24 protein-coding genes and 1 pseudogene are annotated in these 25358 nt (G+C 69.7%); 13 read left to right on the top strand and 12 right to left on the bottom strand.

Translation table 11 applies throughout. The features are described from left to right. Positions 1–167 precede the first annotated feature (167 nt). Positions 168–1274, top strand: a complete 1107-nt coding sequence (locus ABD224_RS11980) for a zinc-binding dehydrogenase (protein WP_344049442.1) — start codon at positions 168–170, stop codon at positions 1272–1274. Positions 1275–1286: 12 nt separating this feature from the next. On the opposite strand, the gene ABD224_RS11985 is transcribed toward ABD224_RS11980, so the two are convergent. Next, a complete protein-coding gene (locus tag ABD224_RS11985; RefSeq protein ID WP_344049444.1) occupies positions 1287–2060 on the bottom strand; it encodes an IclR family transcriptional regulator in 774 nt (257 codons plus the stop codon). Positions 2061–2140: 80 nt separating this feature from the next. Here ABD224_RS11985 and ABD224_RS11990 point away from each other — a divergent pair, with 80 nt between their 5' ends. Further along, positions 2141–2938, top strand: a complete 798-nt coding sequence (locus ABD224_RS11990) for a 2-keto-4-pentenoate hydratase (protein ID WP_344049445.1) — start codon at positions 2141–2143, stop codon at positions 2936–2938. A gap of 57 nt (positions 2939–2995) precedes the next feature. On the opposite strand, the gene ABD224_RS11995 is transcribed toward ABD224_RS11990, so the two are convergent. Beyond that, positions 2996–3853 (bottom strand): hypothetical protein, encoded by an 858-nt coding sequence (locus tag ABD224_RS11995; RefSeq protein ID WP_344049446.1) that lies wholly within the window; start codon positions 3851–3853, stop codon positions 2996–2998. Positions 3854–4207: 354 nt separating this feature from the next. Here ABD224_RS11995 and ABD224_RS12000 point away from each other — a divergent pair, with 354 nt between their 5' ends. Beyond that, positions 4208–4372 carry a hypothetical protein gene (locus tag ABD224_RS12000; RefSeq protein WP_344049447.1) on the top strand — a complete coding sequence of 55 codons (165 nt, stop codon included), beginning with the start codon at positions 4208–4210 and terminating at the stop codon, positions 4370–4372. A gap of 269 nt (positions 4373–4641) precedes the next feature. On the opposite strand, the gene ABD224_RS12005 is transcribed toward ABD224_RS12000, so the two are convergent. From ABD224_RS12005 to ABD224_RS12015, 3 genes are all read right to left on the bottom strand, one after another. Further along, positions 4642–5169: a DinB family protein gene (locus tag ABD224_RS12005; RefSeq protein WP_344049448.1), complete on the bottom strand. Its 528-nt coding sequence runs from the start codon at positions 5167–5169 to the stop codon at positions 4642–4644. Positions 5170–5656: 487 nt separating this feature from the next. Continuing rightward, a complete protein-coding gene (locus tag ABD224_RS12010) occupies positions 5657–6271 on the bottom strand; it encodes a TetR/AcrR family transcriptional regulator (protein ID WP_344049450.1) in 615 nt (204 codons plus the stop codon). Between the two features lie 109 nt (positions 6272–6380). Continuing rightward, a complete protein-coding gene (locus ABD224_RS12015; protein WP_344049451.1) occupies positions 6381–8060 on the bottom strand; it encodes an ABC-F family ATP-binding cassette domain-containing protein in 1680 nt (559 codons plus the stop codon). A gap of 158 nt (positions 8061–8218) precedes the next feature. Here ABD224_RS12015 and ABD224_RS12020 point away from each other — a divergent pair, with 158 nt between their 5' ends. Both ABD224_RS12020 and ABD224_RS12025 read left to right on the top strand, forming a co-directional pair. Next, positions 8219–8950, top strand: a complete 732-nt coding sequence (locus tag ABD224_RS12020) for a pentapeptide repeat-containing protein (RefSeq protein WP_344049452.1) — start codon at positions 8219–8221, stop codon at positions 8948–8950. Between the two features lie 283 nt (positions 8951–9233). Beyond that, positions 9234–9386: a hypothetical protein gene (locus ABD224_RS12025; protein WP_344049453.1), complete on the top strand. Its 153-nt coding sequence runs from the start codon at positions 9234–9236 to the stop codon at positions 9384–9386. Positions 9387–9813: 427 nt separating this feature from the next. Here ABD224_RS12025 and ABD224_RS12030 read toward each other — a convergent pair. Next, positions 9814–10577 (bottom strand): annotated as a pseudogene (locus ABD224_RS12030) (IS5 family transposase). A 259-nt stretch (positions 10578–10836) separates the two neighbouring features. Here ABD224_RS12030 and ABD224_RS12035 point away from each other — a divergent pair. The 8 genes from ABD224_RS12035 (at position 10837) to ABD224_RS12070 (ending at position 17094) form a co-directional block, all read left to right on the top strand. Further along, positions 10837–11091: a transposase family protein gene (locus tag ABD224_RS12035; RefSeq protein ID WP_344049454.1), complete on the top strand. Its 255-nt coding sequence runs from the start codon at positions 10837–10839 to the stop codon at positions 11089–11091. A gap of 183 nt (positions 11092–11274) precedes the next feature. Beyond that, positions 11275–12354, top strand: a complete 1080-nt coding sequence (locus ABD224_RS12040) for an aromatic ring-hydroxylating dioxygenase subunit alpha (protein WP_344049455.1) — start codon at positions 11275–11277, stop codon at positions 12352–12354. Then, positions 12351–12536 carry a hypothetical protein gene (locus ABD224_RS12045; protein ID WP_344049456.1) on the top strand — a complete coding sequence of 62 codons (186 nt, stop codon included), beginning with the start codon at positions 12351–12353 and terminating at the stop codon, positions 12534–12536. The genes ABD224_RS12040 and ABD224_RS12045 overlap by 4 nt, the downstream gene beginning before the upstream one ends. Beyond that, a complete protein-coding gene (locus ABD224_RS12050; RefSeq protein WP_344049457.1) occupies positions 12533–13522 on the top strand; it encodes a PDR/VanB family oxidoreductase in 990 nt (329 codons plus the stop codon). Before ABD224_RS12045 ends, ABD224_RS12050 begins: the two co-directional genes overlap by 4 nt. Before the next feature lie 161 nt (positions 13523–13683). Continuing rightward, positions 13684–14655 carry an ABC transporter substrate-binding protein gene (locus ABD224_RS12055; RefSeq protein ID WP_344049458.1) on the top strand — a complete coding sequence of 324 codons (972 nt, stop codon included), beginning with the start codon at positions 13684–13686 and terminating at the stop codon, positions 14653–14655. Then, the gene (locus tag ABD224_RS12060) at positions 14652–15425 is read left to right on the top strand and encodes an ABC transporter permease (protein ID WP_344049459.1); all 774 of its coding nucleotides are present in this window, start codon (positions 14652–14654) and stop codon (positions 15423–15425) included. Before ABD224_RS12055 ends, ABD224_RS12060 begins: the two co-directional genes overlap by 4 nt. Positions 15426–15439: 14 nt before the next feature. Then, on the top strand, positions 15440–16219 hold the full coding sequence (locus ABD224_RS12065) for an ABC transporter permease (RefSeq protein ID WP_344049460.1): 780 nt from the start codon (positions 15440–15442) through the stop codon (positions 16217–16219). A gap of 41 nt (positions 16220–16260) precedes the next feature. Beyond that, entirely contained in the window at positions 16261–17094 is an 834-nt protein-coding gene (locus tag ABD224_RS12070; protein WP_344049461.1) for an ABC transporter ATP-binding protein, read from the top strand. Here ABD224_RS12070 and ABD224_RS12075 read toward each other — a convergent pair. The 6 genes from ABD224_RS12075 to ABD224_RS12100 form a co-directional block, all read right to left on the bottom strand. Further along, positions 17063–19246, bottom strand: coding sequence for a discoidin domain-containing protein (locus ABD224_RS12075; RefSeq protein ID WP_344049462.1), 2184 nt, complete (start codon positions 19244–19246; stop codon positions 17063–17065). The two genes, ABD224_RS12070 and ABD224_RS12075, sit on opposite strands and share 32 nt — an antisense overlap. 67 nt (positions 19247–19313) lie before the next feature. Continuing rightward, a complete protein-coding gene (locus tag ABD224_RS12080; RefSeq protein ID WP_344049463.1) occupies positions 19314–20912 on the bottom strand; it encodes a glycoside hydrolase family 13 protein in 1599 nt (532 codons plus the stop codon). A 76-nt stretch (positions 20913–20988) separates the two neighbouring features. Further along, complete coding sequence (locus ABD224_RS12085) at positions 20989–21864, bottom strand: carbohydrate ABC transporter permease (protein ID WP_344049464.1); 876 nt, start codon at positions 21862–21864, stop codon at positions 20989–20991. Next, positions 21861–22826 carry a carbohydrate ABC transporter permease gene (locus ABD224_RS12090; protein ID WP_344049465.1) on the bottom strand — a complete coding sequence of 322 codons (966 nt, stop codon included), beginning with the start codon at positions 22824–22826 and terminating at the stop codon, positions 21861–21863. The genes ABD224_RS12085 and ABD224_RS12090 overlap by 4 nt, the downstream gene beginning before the upstream one ends. 3 nt (positions 22827–22829) lie before the next feature. Beyond that, positions 22830–24179, bottom strand: coding sequence for an ABC transporter substrate-binding protein (locus ABD224_RS12095; protein WP_344049466.1), 1350 nt, complete (start codon positions 24177–24179; stop codon positions 22830–22832). Between the two features lie 117 nt (positions 24180–24296). After that, complete coding sequence (locus ABD224_RS12100) at positions 24297–25304, bottom strand: LacI family DNA-binding transcriptional regulator (RefSeq protein ID WP_344049467.1); 1008 nt, start codon at positions 25302–25304, stop codon at positions 24297–24299. Between the last annotated feature and the right edge of the window lie 54 nt (positions 25305–25358).

Below are 25358 nucleotides of genomic sequence, written 5' to 3' on the forward strand. Positions count from 1 at the left end.
CAGCACACCTCTTCAAATGTCTTAAATTTAAGACGCAGTCTTCATCTCAAGACACCGTCGCATGCGTCGCCCCCTTCGTCAACGTCCTTGACGGCGGTCGAGACGAGTTCCCATACTCGACTGGTAAGACAACGTCTGAAGTTTCGAACATACTGGGGTGTGACTCCATGAAGGCAGCAGTACTGCACCGGCCTGGTGCGCCGTTGACCGTCGAGGACGTCGATCTCGACGCCCCCGGGCCGGGCGAGGTGACACTCCGCGTGCTCGCTGCCGGGGTGTGCCACAGCGACCTGCACTACATGAACGGCGATCTCACGGCCCGTCTGCCCGCGGTGCTCGGGCACGAAGGGGCCGGCGTCGTCGAGCAGGTCGGGGAGGGCGTGACCCGGGTCCGCCCCGGCGACACCGTCGTCATGTTGTGGCGCCCGCGGTGCGGCGACTGCGCGTTCTGCACAACCGGCCGCCCCGCGCTGTGCGCACTGGGCCGCGTCCAGGCGGCCTCCGGCGGCCTGCTCGACGGGACGTCGCGGCTGACCCTGAACGGCGAGAAGATCCACCACCTCATGGGGGTCTCCTGCTTCGCCGAGCGTTGCGTCGTCTCGGAGCGGTCGGTGGTGGTGATCGATCCGGACGTCCCGCCGGAGATCGCGGCGATCACCGGATGCGCCGTGGTGACCGGGGCCGGCACGGCGCTGAACGTCATGAAGGACGCCACCGGGAAGGGTGTCGTGGTCATCGGCGCCGGCGGCGTCGGACTGAGCGCGGTCATGGGGCTGCGGCTCGTGGGCGCCGATCCGATCGTCGCGGTCGACACGGTGGACGCCAGGCTGGACAAGGCACTCGAACTCGGCGCCACCCATGCGGTCAACGCGCGCACGCACGACCTAGCCGAGGAGCTCGCCAGGATCTCGCCGAAGGCGATGGCCTGGGCGATGGACGCCGTCGGGACGCCGCAGACCCTCGCCCAGGCGATCGAGGTCGTGGGCACCGGCGGGACCGCGGTGGCCGTCGGCCTCGGCAAGGCGGGCGCCACCGTCCCCGTGCCGATCAACCCCCTCGTGCAGCAGGAGAAACGGTTGATCGGCAGCCTCTACGGCTCGGCCAACACACCGGTCGACATCGCGAGGCTGCTCGACCTGTTCAAGGCCGGGCGCCTGCCGCTCGACAGGCTGCTCGGCGAGCCGTACGAACTCCCGGCGATCAACGAGGCGTACGCCGCGCTGTCACGGGGAGCCACCGGCCGCGCGGTGGTCGTCCCCCACAAGAAGCGGTGAGAGGACACCGCTTCACGAGGCGGCCGGCGCCCCCAGGAGCTGCGACATCTTCCTGGCCCCGCCCAGGATGAGCTCGACACAGCGCTGCTTCTGGGCGTCGTCCCACCGCAGGACGGGCACCGAGATGCTCATGGCCGCCACGCACTTGCCGAGGCGGTCGTACACCGGAGCGGCGACGCAGGCCACATGGTCGTTGGACTCGCAGTTCTCCTCGGCCCAGCCGCGCTCGCGCGCCGCTTCCAGGTCGGCCAGCAGCCGCTTGCGGGTGCTGATGCTGTTCGGCGTCATCTTCTGCAACGCGGCGTCGTCGGGGAACAACGCGTCGAGCTCGGCTTCCGGCAGGGTGCTCAGCAGAGCCTTCCCGCCCGCGGTGCAGGACGCCGGCAGCCGGCTGCCCACCTGCGACACGAGACGGACCGGATGGGTGCTGTCGACACGCACGATGAACACGGCGAACCCGGCGTCGCGCACGACGACCTGGACCGTCTCGCCGCAGGCGTTCGCCACCTCGGCCGCGCACTCCCGGCCCACCGCGGCGAGGTCGAGACCGCGCTCGTACGCCGCCCCGAGCCGCAGGACCTTGACGCCCAGGGTGACGCGCCCGGTCTCCTCCGACTGGTCGAGGTAGCCGCGGTCGATCAGCGTGTTGACGAGTTCGTGCGTGGTGGCGCGCGGCAGGCCGAGCCGTCGTGTGATCTCGGGGACCCGCAGCCCCTGGTCCTCGTCGACGAGCAGTTCGAGGATGTCCAGGCCCCGGCGAAGAGCCGGAGCGGTCAGGCGCGCCATGCGTTCCTCCCAGCCTTGGTATTGGACGCCGTATTGGACGCTGTCCAAAGTATCGGACATCCTGTCATGAGGAGAGACACGTGGAGAAAACGATGATCCAGGACCAGGCCCGGCAGACGGTCCAGGACCTGGCCCGGCACTTGTGGCAGGCCGCGCAGGGCGGCCCACCGGTCGACCCCGCGGCGGCCGACCGGCTCGACGGCCTCGACCTGGCCTACGCGGTCGAGAGCGCCACCCGGGACCTGGCGCTCGCGGCCGGTGACCGGGTGATCGGCTACAAGATCGGCCTCACCTCGCAGCCCGCGCGGGACGCCTTCGGCGCCGACCGGCCTGCCGCCGGCCACCTGCTCGCCGGCAGGCTGCTCGAGGACGGCCGGCCGCTCACCACCGCCGGTCTGTTCGCACCGATGGCGGAGGTGGAGATCGCCTTCGTCCTGGGCGAGGCCCTGTCCGGCACGGACGTGACCGTCCAGGACGTCCACCGCGCCACCGCCGCGGTCGCCCCGGCCCTCGAGATCGTCGACAGCAGATGGCGGGGCGGCGCACGGACGCTCCCCATGCTGGTCGCCGACAACACCAACGCGGCGCGCGCCGTGCTGGGGCCCCGGGTGACGCCGCCGGCGGACCTGTCGAGGATCACGGCCACGCTGCGGACCGGCTCCCGGACGGTGCCGGGCAGTGCGACCGCCGTCATGGGCGATCCGGCCGCAGCAGTCGCATGGCTGGCAGGTCACCTGTGGCGCAGGGGAATGCGGCTGGAGGCCGGGGACATCGTCCTGAGCGGTACGTTGTGCGCCCCGACGGCGATCGGTGCCGGCGACCGCCTGGTCGCCGACCTCGGCGAGCTGGGCCGGGTCGCCGTCGACGTCACGTCCTGAGAAGCCATGCGGAGGCTCCCTCCGCCCACGGGCTTCGGCGACTCGTCGCGGGACGGCTCAGTGGTCCTCCCGGATGGTGGTCGCGATGCCGTTGCGGATCACGACCTCGGCGCTGACGCCCTTCTTGGCCGCCGCCTCCAGCTCGGCCTCGGTGCACTCGGTACCGCCCTGGCCGCCCTCACCCGTGTCCGCGTCACCGCAGATGTCGCCGTAGCCCCAGATCCTGGTGTCCTCGGAGAGGAAGAACTGCTGCTCGACGCCCTTCAGGTCGGAGACCGTGTACGTGCCCGGCGCCAGGTAGGAGACGTTGCCGAACCAGGTTCCGTTGACACCCTTGCCCTTGTTGATGCCCTCGACGACGGTCTCACCGGAACCGGAGCCCGAGCCGGAGCCGGAGCCGGAGCCCGAGCCGGACGACGCACCGGAGCCCGCACCCGGACCGGAGGATCCGGAACCCGTCCCGGAGCCGGAACCCTGCTGGGCGGCACGCCGCTCGGTCACCAAGGTCGCGACACCGTCCTTCATCTCCACGTCGGCGTTCACGGCGCCCTTCTTGGCGGCCGCCTCCAACTGGTCCAGCGTGCAGGGCGCGTCCACCTTGGCCCCCGCCTCGCCGCAGATCGTGCCGGCGCCGTAGACCCCGGTGTCGTCGGCGACCAGGAACTGCTGGTCGCCCTTGCCCGGCACGGACACGATGTACGTGCCCGGGGCGAGATAGGTGACCTTGCCGTTCTTGAACGAACCGCTGACACCTTTCGAGGTCCCGGAGCCCGGCGTCTTCTTCGCGACCGCTGCCGCCTCCGTTCCGCTCCTGCCGGACGAGTTGTCTTCGGTGCCGTTCTGACACGCCGTCAGCAGGAGTCCGGTGGCGAGCACGGCAGCGGCGACAACGGTCGTGCGCAGGCGGTGGTTCATCACAGGAGATTCCTTCCGGGACTGAGAGCCTGGGCTGGGAGGTGGAAAGCCGGCGGCCTTCTCCGCCGGTTCCCGCTCTGTGCTGACTATGAGGAGGCCCAAAGCCCGTGCGTTGCGCCTGTCTTCCCTTCAGGGCGCGGCCATGACACAGCCGTGACACGGCAACAATCGGCGGCGGACGGCGGTCCGTCGGCGTGCCGCCTTGCAATACATGGGCACACGGACACGTGCGTGTACCCGGCCGGCAGGAACTGCCGACCGGGGTCGTCACCTCGCTGATCGACGCTCCGGCGCTGCTGTATCTGCTGGACCGGCGGCTGGGAAACGGCGGTTGAGGATCCGGGAGAGCGGAAGGTGAGAATCGACGCCGAGGACCCGCATGTCGCCTACGACGGCCGTACGGCCGTGGTGGACCACCCGCTGACCGGCGATCCGCTGACCGCCTTCGACCACCGCTCCCCGGCGGACGAACCGGCACTCCCGAGAAGCGGCCCCACCGCTGCACAAGCCGGCTCGTGAGACGGCTGAGTTCTCGGGGACCGTCGTGAGATGCCCCCTCCGCTCCGTGCGGCCCGGCGGAATGCGAGCGCGGGTGTCCCTGGGGCAGTCCCGGGCGGCCGGAGCGGCCGACATGCCATCAACGATGGCAGCCTGTGCGTCGGTCAATCGGCGGGTCGGACCGTCCCGGGCGGCACCACCGGCATCCTCACAGTCAGCGACCGACTCCCCCTGATGGCCCCGGAGTCGGCCAGAGATTCCTGGTCACCTTCTGACCGCACAAGCCCGCCTCATACGCCGGTGGTGCCGTCGATCTGCTCGCGGATGAGGTCGGCATGACCGTTGTGACGTGCGTATTCCTCGATCATGTGCACCATGATCCAGCGCAGGGAGACTTCCTGGTCGCCGACGTGACCCGCTTCCTGTTCGGGCAGGCGGCCGGAGTCGTCCAGCGACGCGTCAGCGATCAGCTCACGACCGCGAGCGATCTCCGCCTGCCACGCGGCCACCACCTCGTCGAACCCTCGTTCAGGCTGAAGGGCAAAGCCGTGGAGGTTGCTCTCCCCGAAGACCAGCGGCACGTTCTGACCTGCGAAAACACGCTGGAACCAGTTGCGTTCCACCTCGGCCATGTGCTGCACGAGCCCGAGCAGCGTCATCGGCGAGGGTGACGCCGCGGCAAGCCGTAATTGGTCGTCTCTCAGGCCCGAACACTTCAGGGCGAGAGTCGCACGATGGAAGTCCAACCAAGCTTCCAGCATGCTCCGCTCGTCGGCGTGCGCGGGAGGAATCGGCCGTCCGTCCGGTGTCGTCTTCATGAGGACACCCTGGCCGCAGCAGCCGTACCTCACGCCTGTCTTCGCCGACGACGAACACACCTCTTGTCCTCTCCCGGCTCATGGCTCACAAGCCGACGCCGCCGAGGGCCGACCGTGTCGAGCCGCCCAGGGCCACTGGCGTCCGGCGTCGTTGCTGTCACTCGTGGCTGTCAGAACGGAGCAACCCGCGCGCGCTTGCCCGCACGATGATTCCGTGGGTGACCTGGAGCGCATCAGAGCAGAAACCGTGGCGTACTTCCGAGCACCCGCCGAGAACGCCACCCAGCGGCACTACTTCCGCCACGCTGACGAGGAGGGCAGCCTGTGGTACTTCGAGGCCGTACCCGACGCGGCGATCAGATGGGCTGCTTGGTACGGCGGCCACTTCGCGGCGCCGCTTCACCCTGCACGTCGGGACGACGCCCCGGACTACTGCCGGTCCTGCGGAGCGGCCCTGGGTCCGGATTCCGGGTCGGGCGCCGACCGGTCAGGCCTCCGTACCACCGGAACCGGCCGGCAGGATCGAGCGCAGGTGCGCCCGCAGCGTCGTACGCAGCCGCTCGCTGCCGAGTGATCCGTGCGGCGTCACCGCGTCCAGCGTCAGACCGACCAGCAGCGCGGTGAGCCGTTCGGCTTCCTCGGCCGGATCGTGCACGTCGAGAACGCGCAGGGCGTCTGTGATGACCTGCCGCATGTCGGCGGCCATCTGCTCGGTCACCGGGCGGAAGATCGGATTCACCCGGGCGGCGACGATGAACTCGATCAGAACGATCGCCTCGGCACGGCGTTCCTCGTCGAGCGGAAGCAGCTCCTCCAGCCGCTCCTGCAGAGCGTCGACGGCGGATTCACCGGTGAGTCCGGCCAGTGTATCGGCCGGATACCGGGTGAGCCTTTTCTCCATGCGACGGCCGACCTCGGTCGCGACCGCCATGAGAAGGTGGCGGTGGTCGTCGAAGTAGTGGCGCACCGAGCCGATGTTCAATCCGGACTCGGCGGCGACCTTCCGCAGCGACAAGCCGCTGAAGCCCTCCGCGACCAGGAGGCGAAAAGCTGCCTCGACAACATCCTTGCGACGTTGTTCGAGGTCGATCCGAGCGGGCATCGCCACACAGTATCGCAGGTGTGATAAATGAGGGGCGGGCAGACGGCGTCGTACTCCACAGGAGCGGCCTCCCCCGCCCCGGCCCTCCCACCGACGCGGGACTCAGCGCTCATCCTCGGCGCCGGGCCACGCGCTTCTCGTCCCACACCGGCTCGGGGGACTCGTAGACGGTGCCGTCGGCCCCGAAGATCAGGAACCGGTCGAAATCGCGGGCGAACCACCGGTCGTGCGTGACCGCGATCACGGTCCCCTCGAAGCCGCGCAGCGCGTACTGCAGTGCCTCGGCGGAGACGAGATCGAGGTTGTCGGTGGGTTCGTCGAGCAGCAGCAGGGTGGTGCCGCCGAGTTCGAGCAGCAGGATCTGGAAGCGCGCCTGCTGCCCTCCGGACAGCGAGTCGAAGGTCTGCTCCGCCGCACCCGCCAGTTCGTACCGGGCCAGCGCCCTCGAGGCCTCCTCGCGCGGCATCCCCTGTCGCCGCTCGTCACCGCGGTGCAGGATGGAGAGCAAGGTGCGGCCGACGAGGTCGGGCCGCCCATGTGTCTGCGCGAACCACCCCGGGCGTACCCGGGCGCCCAGGCGCGCCACCCCCGTGTGCGGCACGGACTCGACCGGCAGGTCGCCCACCGGCTCGTGCTCGGGCTCGGGGGCGCTGCCGCCGGCGGCGAGCAGCCGCAGGAAGTGCGACTTGCCCGAGCCGTTCGAACCGAGCACGGCGACCCGGTCGTTGAACCACACCTCGAGGTCGAACGGCTTCATCAGGCCGGTGAGCTCCAGCCCTTCGCAGACCACGGCCCGCTTGCCGGTGCGTCCGCCGCGCAGCCGCATCGACAGGTGCTGCTCGCGTGGTTGCGCGGGGGGCGGCCCGGCCTTCTCGAACCGTTCGAGCCGTGTCTGTGCGGCGCGGTACCGCGAGGCCATGTCCGAGTTGTAGGAGGCCTTCTGCTTGTACATCTGGACGAGCGCCTTCAGCCTGGCGCGCTCCTCGTCCCAGCGGGTGCGCAGCTCGTCGAAGCGTTCGAACCGCTCGGTGCGGGCCCGGTGGTAGGTGTCGAATCCGCCGGGGTGCACCCAGGCGGTGTTTCCGGCGGCACCGAGTTCGATGGTGACGATGCTCTGCGCCGTGCGCGCGAGCAGTTCCCGGTCGTGGCTGACGTACAGGACGGTCTTCGGCGTCTCGGCCAGACGGCTCTCCAGCCACCGCTTGCCGGGAACGTCCAGGAAGTTGTCCGGCTCGTCGAGCAGGAGCACCTGGTCCGGGCCTCGCAGCAACGCCTCGAGCACCAGCCGCTTCTGCTCGCCGCCCGACAGTGTGTCCACCTCACGGTCCCGGGCCTGGTCGAAGGAGATGCCGAGGGCCTCCGTGCAGCACACGTCCCACAGCACCTCGGCGTCGTAGCCCCCGGCGTCGCCCCAGTCGGCCAGCGCGTCCGCGTACGCCATCTGCGCCGCGGTGTCACCACTGGCCTGCATGGCCGCTTCCGCGGCGTCCAGCTTCTTCGCGGCACGCCGCACGCGCGGATCCGCCACCGACAGGAGCAGATCCCGTACCCGCTCCCCCTTGCGGGCGACGAACTGCCGCATGACGCCAAGGCTTCCGTTCAGGGTCACCGCTCCGCCGTGGGGGGCCAGGTCACCGGCGATCATCCGCAGCAAGGTGGTCTTGCCGGACCCATTGGCCCCGATCAGCGCGGTCTTGACGCCCTCGCCGACCCGGAACGAGACCTTGTCCAGCAGCACCCGGCCGTCGGGCAGGTTGTAGGTGACAGAGTTGACGTCGACATACCCCACGCCGGGGAAGTTATCACGGCCGTGATACAACGGCGAGGGATTTATTGCAGGGCCGCAACTTCGCCCCTTCATGAACTCGGTGATGTTTTCCGTCACGCAATCGATCACTTCGACTCCGAGACCGGGACAACCTCCACCCGGGGTGCACTCGGTGTGCGATGTCGGTGTCGGTCAGGCCGCCCGGCGATCCGACGCTCCCGCCCCGCGCAGACAGGGTGGCGGGCGAGGTTGCCATCGAGCAACCGACGGGTTCCAGTACGCCGCTCGTACGGGTGGGCCTCCAGCTCCTGCCCGCTGAACGGCACGTCCGGCAACAAGGTCAGGACGAAACCGAATTCGGGACAGGTTTCGTCAATTGCGACGAGGACGTTCTGGACCTGTGTGATCGACTGGCGGGCGGCGAGCCGTCGGAAATTCAGGAGACGGTTACCGACCCAGCTGACATCCTGGCACGTATGCCCACGTCACCGACCGCGAGACAACGACTTGCCGCGCTTCACCGCTATGCGTCGGTGAACCGTGAGGACTTCACCGGCCAGGACCTTGCTTCCGTGCGCACCTCACAGCTGTGGTTCACCCGTTGCCTGTTCACCGGGGCGGATCTGCGCCACGCCACCCTGGACAGGTGCTCGTTCAAGCTCTGCGACCTCAGCGGCGCAGACCTGCGCGGGGCCTCACTGCGCGGAGTCAGCCTGGCCGGCTGCGATCTGCGGGGTGCCGACCTGCGCGACACCGATCTGACCGGCGCCAGCTTCGGATGGGTAAACACCGGTACGCCCCCGCACGGGCTGACCGACGTCACCAGGGCCCGGTTCGAGGGAGCGATCCTGCGCGACATCCGAGCGGAAGACGTCATCGGCTGGCCGTTCGAGCACGACGACAACGAGTAGAGCCTGCCAGGCGACACGTCGATCCCAACCTCAGCCGTGCCGAAGTCGAGCACCGGCCTGCATCGGCCAGACCCCCGGCGACACCACGTGAGACCACGATCCACAGCTGGAGCAACTGAAGCGCATAAGGAGATGCCAGAGCAGGTCCATATCGACGTTTGAGGGTCCGACCGCAAGACTCTTGCTGCACCTCCAATGTCCGTGGTGCGATCTTGTCGAAGTGTGCCGGCCGGGCGTGATCAGTGGGACGATTCCGCCGTTCGTGAGGTGTGGGGAATCGTCCGTGGATCGTGGACGACGAATGTGGGCGCCGATCGGGCCGTTGCTGCCGCCCTGGCCGCAGAAGGCTCCCGGCCCGAAACCGGCGAACGGCCGGCTGAGCCTGCAGGACATCCTGTACGTGTTCTGCAACGACATCAGCCGGCACCGCTGTTGAACGATGTCGCCCCAGGCCCTGGCCCTGGTCGACGGCATCCCACCGGTGACCGGCAAGCTCAAACGACCATGCCGCCGGTCCGACACTCTGCTCGACGACAAGAGTTACGACGGCAACCCCGACCGCCGCAAGCTGCGCGGGCGCCACATCCTGTCGGTGATCTCCCGCAAAGACAGTCCCCCCTATCGAGGGCCTGAGCAAACCCCGCTACGTCGTCAAGCAGACCTTTGCCCCAATCCACCATTTCAGCGCCCGGCTGTCCGCGGGGAACGACGCCTCGACCTCCATGACGCCCGCGCCTCCCTTCGTTCGTCGCCCCGGAGCCTCGGACACGGACCGACCGAATGCCCAGCGGCTACAGCGCTTCGAAGTACCACGGGTCAACAGTGTCAGCGATCGTCACGGCTGCACTGAGCCTTTTCCAACCTCAGTTTGAGGTGCTGAGGTGCAGGGCGAGGATGGCTTGGACGAGGCCGGTGATGCGAGTGGTGCTGCACCTCAGCTTCCGCAGGAGCCGCCAGGTCTTGAGGGTGGCCATGGCTTGTTCACCACGTGCGCGGATCTTGGCGTGGGAGGCGTTGACGGCCTGCTGGCCTGCCGACAGGTTCTCCCAGCGGCCGCGGTAGGGGACGCGGACGGTGCCGCCGGCGCCCTGGTAGCCCTTGTCGGCCCAGCAAGGCAGGCCGGCCTCGGCGAGAGCCTGATGATCTTGTGGGTGCGGGCCGCCTTGGGGTCGTGGACCGCACCGGGCAGCGCGGGCGAGGCCCGCACCAGCCGCCCGAACGGGTCGGCGATGACCTGCACATTCATCCCGTGCTTTTTGTGCTTGCCGGAGTAGTACGGCCGGTCGGCGGCGATCCGGTCGATCGGCAGGAGCGTGCCGTCGAGGATGACGAACGCCTTCCGCGCTGCCGGCCGGACGGCGTCAAACACATCCGGGGCCAGGGCCGCCAGGACCTCGACGCCTTCGCGGATGTACCGGTAAACCGTGGCGATTTTGACGCCGCACCCGGCCGCGAGCTGGGCGTAGGTGTGCCCGCACCGCAGGTACGCCAGCACCAAAAGCGCCTGCCGGTCAGCGGTAAGCCGACGCCAGCGCGTGCCGCGCTCCCGGCGCCGGGCGGTCAGCAGGCCCGACAGGAACCGAAGGGTCTGGCTGGACAGATCGATCCCCGATGGGTAGACAAGCACACGAAGCTCCGGGCGGACAGGTTGCTCTTGGTCGACAACCCATCTACCAGGAGCTTCACCTCTTCCTGCGGACGGCCCTCATGGCAACCCACCCTGCAGCCAGGCAGGTTGGAAAAGGCTCAGTGATTCCTCCCGTACGGGGTCTGCCGCCGGAAGACAGCCACCCGCCAGCCGTCGGGAACACCCTCGCACAGCCAGAACGCGACATCGCTGCCCGCCCTGTACGCCGCAGCCCGCGCCGGGCTGCCGACGCCGGCCGATGTCGGCTGCACCGGCGCCAGCGGGCATTCACACCCCGTTCCGCCCGCACCCCGACATCGCCTCACCCCTGGCGGCAAACACCCGCACCCACAACCGGCTCCTGCGCGGCATCCGAGCCCTGGGCGAACGCGCCGCCGCCGAACTCAAGCAACGCTGGCGTGCCCTCCACCATGTCACGCTCAGCCCCAGCCGCATCGGAGCCATCGCTCAGGCCGCCCTCGTCCTCAACAACGCATGGAAAGAAAAGCGTTGAGAAAACCTCACTTACTACCCGATACGGATGTGTGAGCCTGCCCAGTACCTGACGGTCACGGGCTCTCGCCCGGTGTTCCGCACCGTGCGAGAGTTCGCCGAGTCGCGGAAGCGGTATTGCCGGGTATGGGCGGCGTCGTCATGGTGGTGGTGATGCGACGTCGAGCATGACGGGGACACAACCATGCCGCACATGACCGCGTTTGCCAGAAACCAGTGGTACGTCGTCGCCTACAGCCACGAGGTCGGGCGGGAGGAGTTACTCGGCCGGACCGTTCTCGGGGAGCCGCTCGTCCTGTACCGCACCGAGAAGGAGGGGACGCCGGTCGCCTTGCACGACCGGTGTGTGCACCGCCGCTACCCGTTGTCCGCGAGCCGGCTGGACGGGGACCGGATCGTCTGCGGGTACCACGGGTTCACCTACGACACGACCGGACGCTGTGTGTCCGTGCCGGGGCAGAAGCGGATTCCGCGTACCGCGCGCGTCCCCTCCTACCCGGTCGTCGAGCAGGACTCGCTGGTGTGGGTGTGGATCGGGGACCCGGAGCTCGCCGATCCGCAGACGATTCCGCGGGCGCGGCACCTCGACTCCCCCGGCTGGGTCACCGTGCGGGGCATGGAGCCGATCGACGCCGACTACGGGCTGCTGGTCGACAATCTCCTCGATCTGTCCCACGAGACGTATCTGCACGGCGGTTACATCGGCACCCCGGAGGTCGCCGCGACGCCGATCACCACGGAGGTCGACGAGGCGGCCGGGATCGTCCGGGTCAGCCGGCACATGGACGACGCGGAGTGCCCGCCGTTCTACGCCAAGTCCACCGGCATCCAGGGGCGCATCACACGGTGGCAGGACATCGAGTACCACGCGCCCTGCCTGTACCTGCTGCACAGCCGGGTCGCCCCGGTCGGTGTGCTGCCCGAGGCGGACGGCAGCGATCCGCACGGCTTCCACACCGAGATCACCTACGCCATCACTCCGTCGGCGCCCGGGAAGGTGTACGACTTCTGGGCGGTCTCCCGGGACTGGGCGACGGACGACACCGAGGTCACCGAGTTCCTGCGGAAGAGCAACCACACGGTCGTCATGCAGGACGTCGACGCGCTCAATCTGCTGCAGAAGGCGCTGTCCACCGAGCCCGCCGGCTACCAGGAGCTGAGCATCAACATCGACACCGGCGGTCTGGCCGCCCGCCGTATCCTCGCCCGGCTGGTCGAGGAGGGCGAGAAGCCCGGGGAGAAGCCCGAGGAGAAGGTCCGGTGAGCGGACGCACGGGGGAGGTCTACCGCATCGGCTGGCTGCCCGGCACCGATCTTCTGCACGGCACCTGCCACTGCGGCGCCGAGCACACCGCGCAGGACCCGGTCGAGATGTGGGACTGGATGCTCGGCCACCCCGAAGGGCACCGGGAGCGGGAACAGCGGCGGCGGGGAAACGCACCATGAGGTCGTACGAGGCCGAGCTCGTCGTCGACCGCAGGGAGTACGTGGCCGACGGCGTGCTCGCCCTCACCCTGCGCCATCCGCTCGGCGAACCGCTGCCGGTCTGGGAGCCGGGCGCCCACATCGATCTCGTTCTCGGCCCCGGCCTGGAGCGGCAGTACTCGCTCTGCGGCGACCCGGCGGACCGCGGTGCCTGGCGGATCGCGGTGCTGCGCGAGCCGGACGGACGCGGAGGTTCCGCCCATGTGCACGAGCATCTGCGGCGGGGCGACAAGGTGCGGGTGCGCGGGCCGCGCAACCGTTTCCCACTGGAGCCCTCTCCCCGCTACCGGTTCATCGCGGGCGGCATCGGCATCACCCCCATCCTGCCGATGCTGGCCGCGGCCGAGGCGGCGAGCGCCGAGTGGACCCTGCTGTACGGCGGGCGGACCCGCGCCTCCATGGCGTTCACCGAGGAGGTGAGGCGGTACGGGGACCGGGTGACCCTCGCCCCGCAGGACGAGACCGGGCTGCTCAACCTCGGTTCCGTGCTCGACGGCCTGCCCCGCGACACGCTCGTCTACTGCTGCGGGCCGGGGCCGCTGCTCGACGCGGTGCGGGGGCGGTGCCCGGCCGGGGTGCTGCGTCTGGAGCGGTTCCAGGCGTCCGCCCCGCCCTCCGGCAACGACGGTCTCTCCGGCAGTGACGGTCTCTCCGGTGGTGAGGCCTCCTCCGGTGGTGACGGTGCGTTCGAGGTGGTGCTCGCGCGGAGCGGGCGTACGCTCACCGTCCCCGCGGGGGTCTCCGTGCTCGACGCCGTGCGCGCCGCCGGTGTCGAGGTGCTCTACTCCTGCACCGAGGGGACCTGCGGCACCTGTGAGACCGATGTCCTCGAAGGCGTCCCGGACCACCGCGACTCGGTCCTCACACAGGAGGAGCGGGAGGCCGGTGAGACGATGATGATCTGTGTGTCCCGGTGCCGGGGGCGAAGACTCGTCCTGGACCTTTAGATCCGACCTTCGGATTCCCGTCCCGGACGTCCCGGACTCCCGATTGTCTCATCGTCAACAACCTTGTCGCCCGGCCATTGACCCCGTACCTCACCGGGTTCTACCGTCCCGCTGAGCACACTGCCTGTCGCAACACCACCACTGTCTGCACAGGGAGAGCCATGCGTCGTCTGCTGTCCGGCCTCGCGGCCGGCGTCCTCCTTCTCGCCGCGACGGCCTGTGGCTCGTCCGGCGACTTGGACACCTCGAACGCGAACGGGTCGTCCGACGGAGTCACCACGGTCAAGGTGGGCGTCATCCCCATCCTCGATGTGGCCCCTCTCTATCTGGGGCAGAAGAAGGGTTTCTACGAGCAGCACGGTCTGAAGCTGACCATGACCACCGCGCAGGGCGGCGCGGCCATCGTGCCCGGTGTGGTCAGCGGACAGTTCCAGTTCGGCTTCTCCAACATGACCTCGCTGATGATCGCCCAGAGCAATGACGTCCCGGTCAAGGCGGTCGTCAACGGCGCCAGTTCCACCGGTGTGGCGGGCAAGGACTTCGGCGCCCTCATGGTGAGGAAGGACAGCCCGATCAGGTCGGCGAAGGAGCTGGAGGGCAAGAAGGTCGCCCTCAACACGCTGAAGAACATCAACGAGACGGCCGTACGCGAGTCGGTGCTCAAGGCGGGCGGGGACCCGGACAAGGTGCGGATGGTCGAGCTCGCCTTCGACCAGATGCCGGCCGCTCTCGAACAGGGCCGGATCGACGCCGCGATGGTCGTCGAGCCCGCCCGCGCCGTGATCGCCGCCCAGGGCGGCCGTGAGATCGCCTCCTCCCTCGTGGACGTCGCCGACGACCTCACCGTGGCCATGTACTTCACCTCCACGCAGTACCAGAAGCAGCACCCGGACGTGGTCGAGAAGTTCCGGAAGGCCACCGCGCAGTCCCTCGCCTACGCGGACGACCACCCCGACGAGGTCCGGCAGATCGTCACCACGTACACCAAGATCCCCCGGGATGTGCTGGAGCGGACGACCTTCCCGAAGTGGCCGGCCGAGCCGAACCGTGCCTCGATCGAGAAACTGGCGGAACTCGGCGAGCGGGACGGCCTGTTCAAGAAGGCACCCGACCTCGACGCACTGCTGCCGTGAGGGGTGCGAACGCCGCTCTCGGCGCCGCCGGGCTCGCGGTCTTCCTCGGCCTGGGCGAGGCGGTGCCGCGGCTCGGCCTGGTCAGGGAGGAGCACTTCCCGCCCACCAGCCGCATCGCGGTCGCGCTCGCCGGTGAACTCGGCGACGGCGCCTTCTGGTCGGCGCTCGGCGACACGCTCACCGGCTGGGCGCTGGGACTGGTGCTCGCGGTCGGCGCTGGGGTCGTGGCCGGGGTGGTCGTCTCCGTCGTCCCGTACCTGCGCCAGGCCACGGCGTCGACCATCGAGTTCCTGCGTCCCATCCCCTCAGTCGCCCTGATTCCGCTCGCCGTGCTGCTGTACGGCACGGAGCTGCGGTCCGTGCTGCTGCTGGTCGTGTACGCCGCCTTCTGGCAGGTGCTCATCCAGGTGATCCACGGCGTCCAGGACGTCGACCCGGTCGCGGAGGACACCGCCCGCTCGTTCGGCCTGGGCACCTGGGCGCGGATCCGGCATGTGCTGTGGCCCACCGCGCTGCCGTACGTCATGACCGGGGTGCGGCTGGCGGCGGCCGTGGCGCTGATCCTCTCCGTGACCGCCGAACTCGTCATCGGGGCCCCCGGGCTGGGCGCGCGCATCGCCGTGGCGCAGACCTCGCAGGCGGTGCCCGAGATGTATGCGCTGATCGTGGTGACCGGGCTGCTGGGGCTGCTGATCAATGCGGGCGCCCGGTCGGTGGAGCGGCGGGCGCTGGCCTGGCACCAGTCGGTGCGCGGGGAGGTGGTGGTGTGAGGAGGGCAAGGAGGGTGAGAAGGGCGCTGGCGCGGCTGCTGCTCGTGCTCGCCCTGCCCGCCGTCCTGGTCACCGTGTGGTGGGTGACCTCCGAGGGCAGCACGAACGTGTACTGGCCGCCGCTGCGGACGATTCTGCGGACCTTCCCCGAGGTGTGGACCGGCGAGCGGCTGCGCACCGATCTGCTGCCCAGTGTGCTGCGGCTGGCCGCCGGCTACGCGGCCGCGGCCGTCGTGGGGGTCGTGCTGGGCACGGTCGTCGGGACGCACCGGCGGGTGCGGGCGGTGTGCGAGCCGGTCCTGGAGTTCCTGCGGGCCGTTCCGCCGCCGGTTCTCGTCCCGGTCGTCATGCTGTTCGCCGGGATCGGCGACACCATGAAGGTCGTGGTCATCGCGAGCGGCTGTGTGTGGCCCGTGCTGCTCAACACGGCCGAGGGCGTGCGGGCCGTGGACCCGGTGACGGCGGAGACGGCCCGGTCGTACGGCATCACGGGCATGCCCCGGCTCCGGCACGTGGTGCTGCCCTCGGCGAGCCCGCAGATCCTCACCGGGCTGCGGCAGGCGCTGTCCCTCGGCATCATCCTGATGGTCATCAGCGAGATGTTCGCCGCGAGCAGCGGGCTCGGGTTCACGATCGTGCAGTTCCAGCGCGGGTTCGCGCTTCCGGACATGTGGACCGGGATCCTCGTCCTCGGTCTGCTGGGTTTTGTGCTCTCGCTTCTGTTCCAGGCGGTCGAACGGCGGGTGCTCGGCTGGTACCACGGTCTGCGCGCCTCCTCCCGGCGGTCCCCGTGACGCATCCGAAAGGGCGGTCCATGCGGTCGAAAGGGCGGTCCATGCGGTCCGCGCACGCGCTTGTCGAAGTGTCCGGTCTGCGGAAGGTCTACGAGGGGTCCGGCCGGCGGGTGGAGGCGATACGCGAGCTGACCTTCGGCGTCGGCGCCGGGGAGCTGGTCTGTCTGGTCGGCCCGTCCGGCTGCGGCAAGACCACCCTGCTGAAGTGCGTGGGCGGGCTGCTCGCGCCCACGGCGGGCGAGGTCGTCCTCGCGGGGCGGCGGGTGACCGGGCCGCCGCCCGGCATGGCGTTCGTCTTCCAGGAGTACGGCCGCAGCCTCTTTCCCTGGATGCGGGTCGGCGCCAATGTCGAACTCCCCCTCAAGTACAAGGGTCTGAGCAGGTCCCGGCGGAGGGAGCTGGTCGCGGACGCGCTCGCCGCGGTCGGGCTCGCGGATGCGGCCGGGGCCTATCCGTGGCAGCTGTCGGGCGGGATGCAGCAGCGGGTGGCGATCGCGCGGGCGCTGGCGTACGAGCCGGAGGTGCTGCTGATGGACGAGCCGTTCGCAGCCGTCGACGCCCAGACCCGGGCCGATCTGGAGGACCTGGTGCGGGGGCTGTGGCGGGAGCGGGGCATCACGGTCCTGTTCGTCACCCATGACATCGACGAAGCCGTCTACCTCGGCCAGCGGGTGATCGTCCTGTCCGCCTCCCCCACCGTCGTCCAGGAGCAGCTTAAGGTCGACCTGCCCGACGAGCGGGACCAGGTGCGCACACGGGTGGCCCCGCGCTTCGCCGAGCTGCGGACCCGGGTGTACGAGCAGATCCAGGCGGCGAAGCGCGGGGCACCTGCGGCGCCGGCGGTCACGGAGTCCGGTACACCTCCACCTCACTGAACTGTCCGGCGGGCCAGCCGGTGTTGGCGTGGACCGTCAGCCGCAGCCAGCGCAGGCTGGTGCCGCTCGGCAGGGACACGGTGACCGTGTTGCCGGTCGCCGGGTCGAAGCGGTAGTCCCGGGAGCCGACCACGGTCGAGTACGCCGAGCCGTCGGTGCTGCCCTGCACGGTGATGGTCTGGGTGCGCGCGCCCCAGACCGGCAGCGGCGGCAGCTTCAGCACCAGCCGGCGTACGTCCTGCCGGGAGCCGAGGTCGACCGTCCAGGACTGCGGGAAGGCGTGGTTGGTGGACTCCCAGTAGGTGTAGGCGTCGCCGTCGACCGCCTTGCCGGGCGTGTAGACGTCCTGGGAGCCGGTGGCGGTGGCGGGGCGGCCCTGGGCGAGGTTGCGGTCCGGGTCGGGGTCGGGGTTGCCCTGGCCGGGCTGCGGCCAGGTCGAGCAGTCCGACCAGAGGCTGTCCCAGCCCGCGTTGCCGCCGCCGTCGGTCAGCGTGAAGGTGCCGGAGCCGGGCGGGTAGGGGCAGTTGTACACGCCCGCCGCGCCCACGCCGGTGGCGGTGACGTTCCGGAAGGTGGCCGTGCCCTGTGTCTCGGCCTGCACCACGACCGTACCGGTGTTGCGCACGGTCGCGCCGTCCACGGTGACGCCTCTGACCGGGTGTCCCTGGCCGCTGCCCGAGACGAACTCGAAGGCGCTGTACGGGCTGTCGGTGATCGTGGTGTTGGTGATGATGACGGTGGCGTTGAGGGCGCTGTCGTAGGAGTCCACGCGCAGCGCGCCCATGGGGTGGTTCCAGTTGGGGTTCATCGCGCCGGTGCGCACCAGGGTGTTGCCGTCGACCCTGATCGTGCCGGCCAGCGGGAAGAACGGGTCGAGGAACTTCTGGTTGGAGATCGCGATGCCGCTGCCCAGGGCGTTGGTGTCGAGGATCAGGTTGTTCCTCACCGTGAGGTCGGTGCCGCCGTAGATGGCGATGCCGTTGGCGAGGTTGGGCTGGGAGATGGTGTTGTTCTCGAAGCTGCTGTTGGTGTTGGGGCTGTACAGCGACCACATGGCCAGGGAGTCGTCGCCCTGGTTGCGCAGGAAGTTGTTGCGGACCTTCACTCCCCTGGCGGTGCCGTTGAGGTTGAGGCCGTCGGCGGTGGTGTCGAGGATGCGGTTGTTCTCGACGACGAGGTTGTCGTTGTTGCCGGTCAGCCACAGCCCGACCTTGAGGTGCTGGAGCCACATGCCGGAGACGGAGGAGTTCGGCCCCAGGGAGCCGTTGACGAAGTTGTCGGGGCTGGAGTCGACGCGCTCGGTGACCTCGCCGATGACCGCGAAGTCCTTGATGTGGACGCCTCCTAAGGACTGCTGCTGGTCGATGAAGCGGGAGGTGCGGACGACGGAGTGCCAGCTGCCCGCTCCCTGGAGGGTGACGTTCTGGACGCCGTTCAGGGAGGAGGTCAGCCGGTACTCGCCCGGCGGGATCCACACCACCCCGCCCTGGGCGGCGGCGATGGCGTCCCGGAAGGCCTGGGTGGAGTCGTTCCGGCCGGTGGGGTCGGCGCCCTTGGAGGTGACGGAGACCGATCCGGCGGGCTGGCCGGCGGCCTGCGGGACCTGTTCGAAGTCGGCCACGTCGACGGTGACCTGGACGTTCGTGGCCTGGAGGGCGACCTTGTCGCCCGGCTGGAGGTTCCGGTCGAGCAGCAGTCTGCTGTTGGCGTAGAAGTGGTGGGTCTTCGCGCCCGGGATCCAGGGGGTGTCGACGTAGGAGTACTTGGAGGTGACCGCGAGGGTCCTGGACAGCCTGGTGCCGTTGACGTACACGTCGAGCGTGCCGGACTGGCCGTCGGGGACGCTGGTGGAGACGTTCAGGGCGTTGGCGGCGCGGGGCACGGTGAACTCCACGCGCTGTCCCGGGTTCAGCCGGACGGCCTGGCGTCCGGAGGCCTCGGAGGCGAGGGTGCCCTGGGTGTAGTCGGGTCCGATCCTGGTGCCGTTGGTGACGGCGGACTCGGCCTCGACCGAGGTGAAGGGGAGAGTGGCCCCGGCCGCCGCGTGGGCGGTGGGTGCTCCGAGGGCGACGAGCATGCCGGCCGCGAGGGCGACAGTCGCGCCGAGGGCCGGTATGCGCCTGAGTGGTCTGGCGTTGCGGGTGCCGTGCATGTGCTGATCCCTTCGTGTGGGGTACGGGGATAGCGCGGTGCGGTCCGGCGGCCCGGCTGCGTGGGCTTCAGGTGTGCAGCCAGACCGCCGTGTCCTGCGGAAGGCGGCCCTGGTCGTCCAGGGGGCCGCTGCTCAGCAGGAGGCGTGTGTGTCCGGGCAGGTCGACGGGGGCGGCGGAGAGGTTGACGACGCAGGCCGTGCCGTCGGCCCGGGTGAAGGCGAGGACCCCGTCGGGGGCGGGCAGCCAGGTCAGGGGGGCGGTGCCGAAGACCGGCCGCAGACGGATCGCCTCACGGTAGAGGCGGAGCATGGAGGACGGGTCGGACAGCTGCCGGTCGACGGCGTAGCCGGGCCAGTCGGCGGGCTGCGGCAGCCAGGGTTCCTGCCGGGAGCCGAAACCGGCGTACGGTTCCCCGGCCGCCCAGGGCAGCGGGACCCGGCAGCCGTCGCGGCCGGGGTCGGTGCCGCCGGAGCGGAAGTGCATCGGGTCCTCGATGCGGTCGAGGGGGATGTCCGCCTCGGGGAGGCCGAGTTCCTCGCCCTGGTAGAGGTAGACCACGCCGGGCAGGGCGAGCGAGAGCAGGGCGGCGGCGCGGGCCCGGCGGGTGCCGAGGGCGAGGTCGGTGGGGGTGCCGAAGGCCTTGGTGGCGAAGTCGAAGCCGGTGTCGGCGCGGCCGTAGCGGGTGACGGTGCGCGTGATGTCGTGGTTGCACAGCACCCAGGTGGCGGGGGCGCCCACGGGAGCGTGCTCGGCGAGGGTGTCGTCGATGCACGTGCGCAGCCGGGCGGCGTCCCACGGGCAGGACAGGAAGGAGAAGTTGAAGGCGGTGTGCAGTTCGTCGGGGCGCAGGTAGCGGGCGAAGCGCTCGCTGTCGGGCAGCCACACCTCGCCGACGAAGACACCGCCGTACTCGTCGGCGACCCGGCGCCAGGAGCGGTAGATGTCGTGGAGTTCGTCGCGGTCGACGTACGGGTGCGGGTCGCGGCCCTCGACGAAGTCGGGCAGGCGGGGGTCCTTGGCCGGCAGGGCGGCCGAGTCGATGCGGAAGCCCGCGACACCGCGTTCGAACCAGAACCGCAGGACGTCCTCGTGCTCCTGGCGGACGGCCGGGTGGGCCCAGTTGAGGTCGGGCTGCTCGGGGGCGAACAGGTGCAGGTACCAGGTGCCGTCGGGCACCCGGGTCCAGGCCGGGCCGCCGAACTGCGACGTCCAGTCGTTGGGCGGGAGTTCGCCGTGCGCCCCGCGTCCGGGGCGGAAGTGGAACAGTTCGCGCTCGGGGCCGCCGGCGAGGGCGGCGCGGAACCAGGGGTGCTGGTCGGAGACATGGTTGGGCACGATGTCGACGATCGTGCGGATGCCCAGCTCCCGTGCCTCGGCGATGAGTTTCTCCGCCTCGGCCAGGGTGCCGAAGGCGGAATGGATGGTGCGGTAGTCGGCGACGTCGTAGCCGCCGTCCTTCATCGGGGAGAGGTACCAGGGGGTGAACCACAGGGCGTCCACGCCGAGTCCGGCGAGGTACGGCAGCCGGGAGCGGACGCCCGCGAGGTCGCCGGTGCCGTCCCCGTCGCCGTCGGCGAAGCTGCGCACGTACACCTGGTAGATGACGGCGGAGCGCCACCAGTCGGTGTCGTCCCGGCCGTTTCGGGCGTGGGTGGGCTGTCCCACGGTGCCTGCCTTTCTGTCACGGTGGTCTGTCGCGGTGAGGGTGAGGAGCAAGGGACGGGGAAAGGGACGGATGGTGTCAGCCCTTGATGCCGCCCGCGCTGATCCCGGCGATGATGTGCCGCTGGAAGACGAGGAAGAGCGCGACCATCGGAATGCTGGCGATCACCATGGCGGCGATGAGCACGGTCAGCTGGATGTTCTGCGACAGCTGGACGAGGGCCACGCTGATGGGCTGCTTGGCGGTGTCGGGGAACACCATCAGCGGCCACAGGAAGTCCTGCCAGACGCCGACCAGCGCGAAGATCGACACCACGCCGAGCACCGGCCGTGACATCGGCAGCACGATCGATGTCAGGATGCGCAGCTTGCCGGCGCCGTCGATCTGCGCGGCCTCCAGCACGTCCCTCGGCAACTGGTCGAAGAACCGCTTGAGCAGATAGAGGTTGAAGGCGTTGGCGACGGCCGGCAGCCAGACGGCGAGGGGGTCGTTGAGCAGGCTGACGTGGATCAGCGGCAGGTCGGCGACGGTCAGGTACTTCGGTACGACCAGGGCCTGCGCCGGGACCATCAGGGTGGCGAGGATGCCGCCGAGGATCACCTTGCCGAAGACCGGTCTCAGCCTGGACAGGGCGTAGGCGGCGGCCGTGCAGAACACCAGCTGGAACGCCCAGGCGCCGGCGGCCTGGACGACCGTGTTCCCCAGGTGCTGCGGGAGCCGCATCAGCTCCCAGGCGTCGGCGTAGGCGCCGAGGTGCCAGTGCTCCGGAAGGAGCGTGGGCGGTGTCCGGGCCACCTCGTCGGGCGACTTCATCGCGCCGGTCACCATCCAGTAGACGGGGAAGAGGAAGGCCAGCGCGAAGAGCAGGACGACCGCGGTGAAGACGGTCCAGTAGACGGCCTTTCCGCGCGGGCGGGCCAGGACGGCCGGGGAGACGAGGGTACGGGTGCTCATGCGGCCTCCTCACCGGAAGCGGAGCGGGTCAGCCGCAGATAGACGGCCGAGAAGAGTCCGAGCAGGGCGAGCAGCATGACGCTGAGGGCGCAGGCGCCGCCGAAGTCGTTGTAGAGGAAGGCGTACTTGTAGATGAGGTAGAGCACGGTGACCGTGGCGTTCTCCGGGCCGCCGCCGGTGATGACGAAGGGTTCGGTGAACACCTGCATGGTCGCGATGATCTGAAGGAGCATCAGCATCAGGATCACGAAACGGGTCTGCGGAACGGTCACGTGCCGGATGCGCTGCAGCAGGTTCGCGCCGTCGAGTTCGGCGGCCTCGTACAGCTCGCCGGGGACGGCCTGCAGAGCGGCCAGGTAGATCAGCACGGTGCCGCCCATGGTGGCCCAGGTGGCGACGACGACCAGGGAGACCAGGGCGGTGTCGGCGCCGTTGGTCCAGTTCGAGGTGGGCAGGTGCAGGGCGCGCAGGACCTCGTTGGCGAGGCCGGCTCCGGGGTCGTAGAACCATTTCCACAGCAGGGCGCTGACCACGGGCGGGATCATCACGGGCAGGTAGACGACGACCCGGAAGAAGGCCTTGGCGTGGCGGAGCTCGTTGAGGACGAGGGCCAGGACGAACGGGATCGCGAAGCCGATCAGCAGGGCGAGCAGGGTGAAGACGAGGGTGTTGCGCCAGGCGGCGCCGAACTCGGGGTCGTGCAGGACGCGGGTGAAGTTGGCGGTGCCGACCCACTGGGGTGCCTGGCCGGGGGTGTACTTCTGGAAGGCGATCACGACCGCGCGGATCGCCGGGTACCAGGAGAACAGGGCGAAGCAGATCAGGCCGCCCAGGAGGAAGGCGTAGGCGTGGGCCTGTTCGGCGAGGCGGCGCCGCCTGCGCTCCCTTGACGGGGGCGGCGCCTGCACCGGGTGGGCGGCGGTCGCCGGGGCGGGCCGCCGCTCGGCCGTCTTCGTCGTCATCGGTCAGCCCCGGGCCAGAATGCCGTCGATCTTGTCGGAGGCGTCCTTGAGGAGCCGGTCGATGTCGGCGTCCTTCTTGGTGAGGACGGCGGAGACGACTCCGTCGAGCACGGAGTAGATCTGCTGGGCGTGGGGCGGCTCGATCTTCATCCGGAGGGTCCGGTTGCCGTCGAGGAAGGCCTGGTAGTTCTCCACGGGAACGTTGGCGTTGGCCTTCTTGACCCGCTGGTCCTCGGCGTCGGCGGCGCCGGTGAACAGGCGTGGTTCGGGCAGGCCGACGGGGGCGTCGTGCGCCTTGGCGCGGGCGTAGTCGCCGAGGAAGCCCTTGCCGGGGGTGAGGAACATGTGGTCGAGCCACTTCAGGCCGGCGCGGATCTGGGCGGGGGTGCTCTTCTTGTGGAACATGTAGCCGTCGCCGCCGACGAGGGTGGCCTTGCCGCCGGGCATGGGGGCCAGGGCGAGGTCCTTGTAGTCGCCGCCCTTCTCCTTGACCAGGATCGGGATGTTGTCGGGGGCGGCGAGGTACATGCCGAGCCTGCCCGAGCCCATCATCTGCTGCACGTCGTTGATGACCAGCAGCTGCTTGCTGCCCATGGAGTTGTCGGTCCAGCGCATGTCGTGCAGGTTCCGCAGGACGGCGCGGCCCTCGGGGGTGTCGATGGTGGCCTTCTTGCCGTCGGGGCTGACGACGTCGCCGCCCTGGGAGTACAGCTCGGCGGTGAAGTGCCAGCCGCCCTGGTTCTGGGCGCTGTAGTCGGCGTAGCCGACGACGCCGCCTCCCAGCGCGGCGATCCTCTTGGCGGCGGTGCGGACCTCCGCCCAGGTCCGGGGCGGCTTGTCGGGGTCGAGTCCGGCCTTGGCGAAGAGCTTCTTGTTGTAGATCAGGCCCATCGAGTAGCTGGTGCGCGGGACGCCGTAGATCCTGCCGTCGACGGTGTAGATGTCGCGCAGCTGCTTCTGGATGGTGCGGTAGCTCTTCAGCTCCTTGACGTAGGGGGTGATGTCGGCCGCCTGGCCGGTGTCGACGACGTGCTTGACGTCGGTGAAGTAGGTGTAGAAGACGTCCTCCATCTGGCCGCCGGCGAGCTTGGCGTCGAACGTCTTGGGGTCCTGGCAGGGGAAGGCGTCGTGCGCGACGACGTCGATGTCGGGATTCTGCTTCTCGAAGGCGGCGACGTCCTCGTCGAAGAACTTGCGGTCGACCTTGGCGCTCTGGGGCGGCCGGCAGTTGACCGTGATTCGGGTCCTGCCGTCGGCGGAGGTGTCGTCGTCCGCCCCGCAGGACGTCAGGGTTAACAGCAGGGAGCAGAGGCCGATCGCGGCGACGGCATGGCGGAACCCGGTGCTTCTCATCGGTGGCCCCCTTTGGGCAGGGACAGGAGCGGTGAGCGCCGCACACTCAAGCACCGACGACGGCTCTGCGCAAGATATCGCGCAGAGATTGAAATTTTTTGACAGCAGATCGAATCTTCAGAGCATCTCAGGGCGGGGAGCTTGCGCGGTCGATCCGCGCACCACCAGCTCCGGCTCGAACAGCAGCTCGTCGGCCGGTACGGCGCTTCCGCTGATCTGGGCGTTGAGCAGCTCCACCGCGGCCTTGCCCATCGACTCGATGGGCTGCCGCACGGTGGTCAGCGGCGGTTCGGTGCAGTTCATCAGCGCGGAGTCGTCGTAGCCCACGACCGAGATGTGCGAGGGGACGCCGAGTCCGCGGCGGCGGGCGGCCCGGACCACGCCGAGGGCGAGCGGGTCGCTGGCGCAGATGAAGCCGGTGACTCCCCGGTCGATGAGCTGGGCGCCGGCCGCGTGGCCGCCCTCGATGGAGAAGATGGCGCGCGCGACGAACTCCTCCGGCAGCCCGCCGGCGACCGTGCGCGCCGCGGCCAGTTTGCGCGCGGAGGGCACATGGTCCTCCGGGCCGAGGACGAGGCCGATCCGCTCGTGCCCGAGGGAGGCAAGATGCCGCCAGGCCTGCTCCACCGCGACCGCGTCGTCGCAGGACACGCTCGGAAAACCGAGGTCTTCTATGCCCGCGTTGATCAGCACCACCGGGATGTTGCGGTCGGCCAGCAGCCGGTAGTGGTCGTGCGGGGCGTCCGCCTGCGCGTACAGTCCCCCGGCGAAGACGACTCCGGAGACCTGCTGCTGCAGCAGCAGCCTGACGTAGTCCGCCTCGGACACGCCGCCCTTGGTCTGGGTGCACAGCACGGGGGTGAGACCGAGCTGGGCCAGGGCCCCGCCGATGACCTCCGCGAAGGCCGGGAAGATCGGGTTCTGCAGCTCGGGCAGCACCAGCCCGACCAGCCGGGCGCGCTCACCGCGCAGCTGGGTGGGGCGCTCGTAGCCGAGGACGTCCAGTGCGGAGAGCACCGCCTGCCGGGTGGCCTCGGAGACCCCGGGTCTGCCGTTGAGCACCCGGCTGACCGTGGCCTCGCTGACCCCGACCTTCTTCGCCACTTCCGCAAGTCGCCGCGCCATGAGCGCAAGAATAGCGCAAGAAATGCAAGCTGTTTGCGTAACGATGACCGGCGA

The organism is Streptomyces thermoalcalitolerans (assembly GCF_039525155.1).
GTDB lineage: Bacteria > Actinomycetota > Actinomycetes > Streptomycetales > Streptomycetaceae > Streptomyces > Streptomyces thermovulgaris.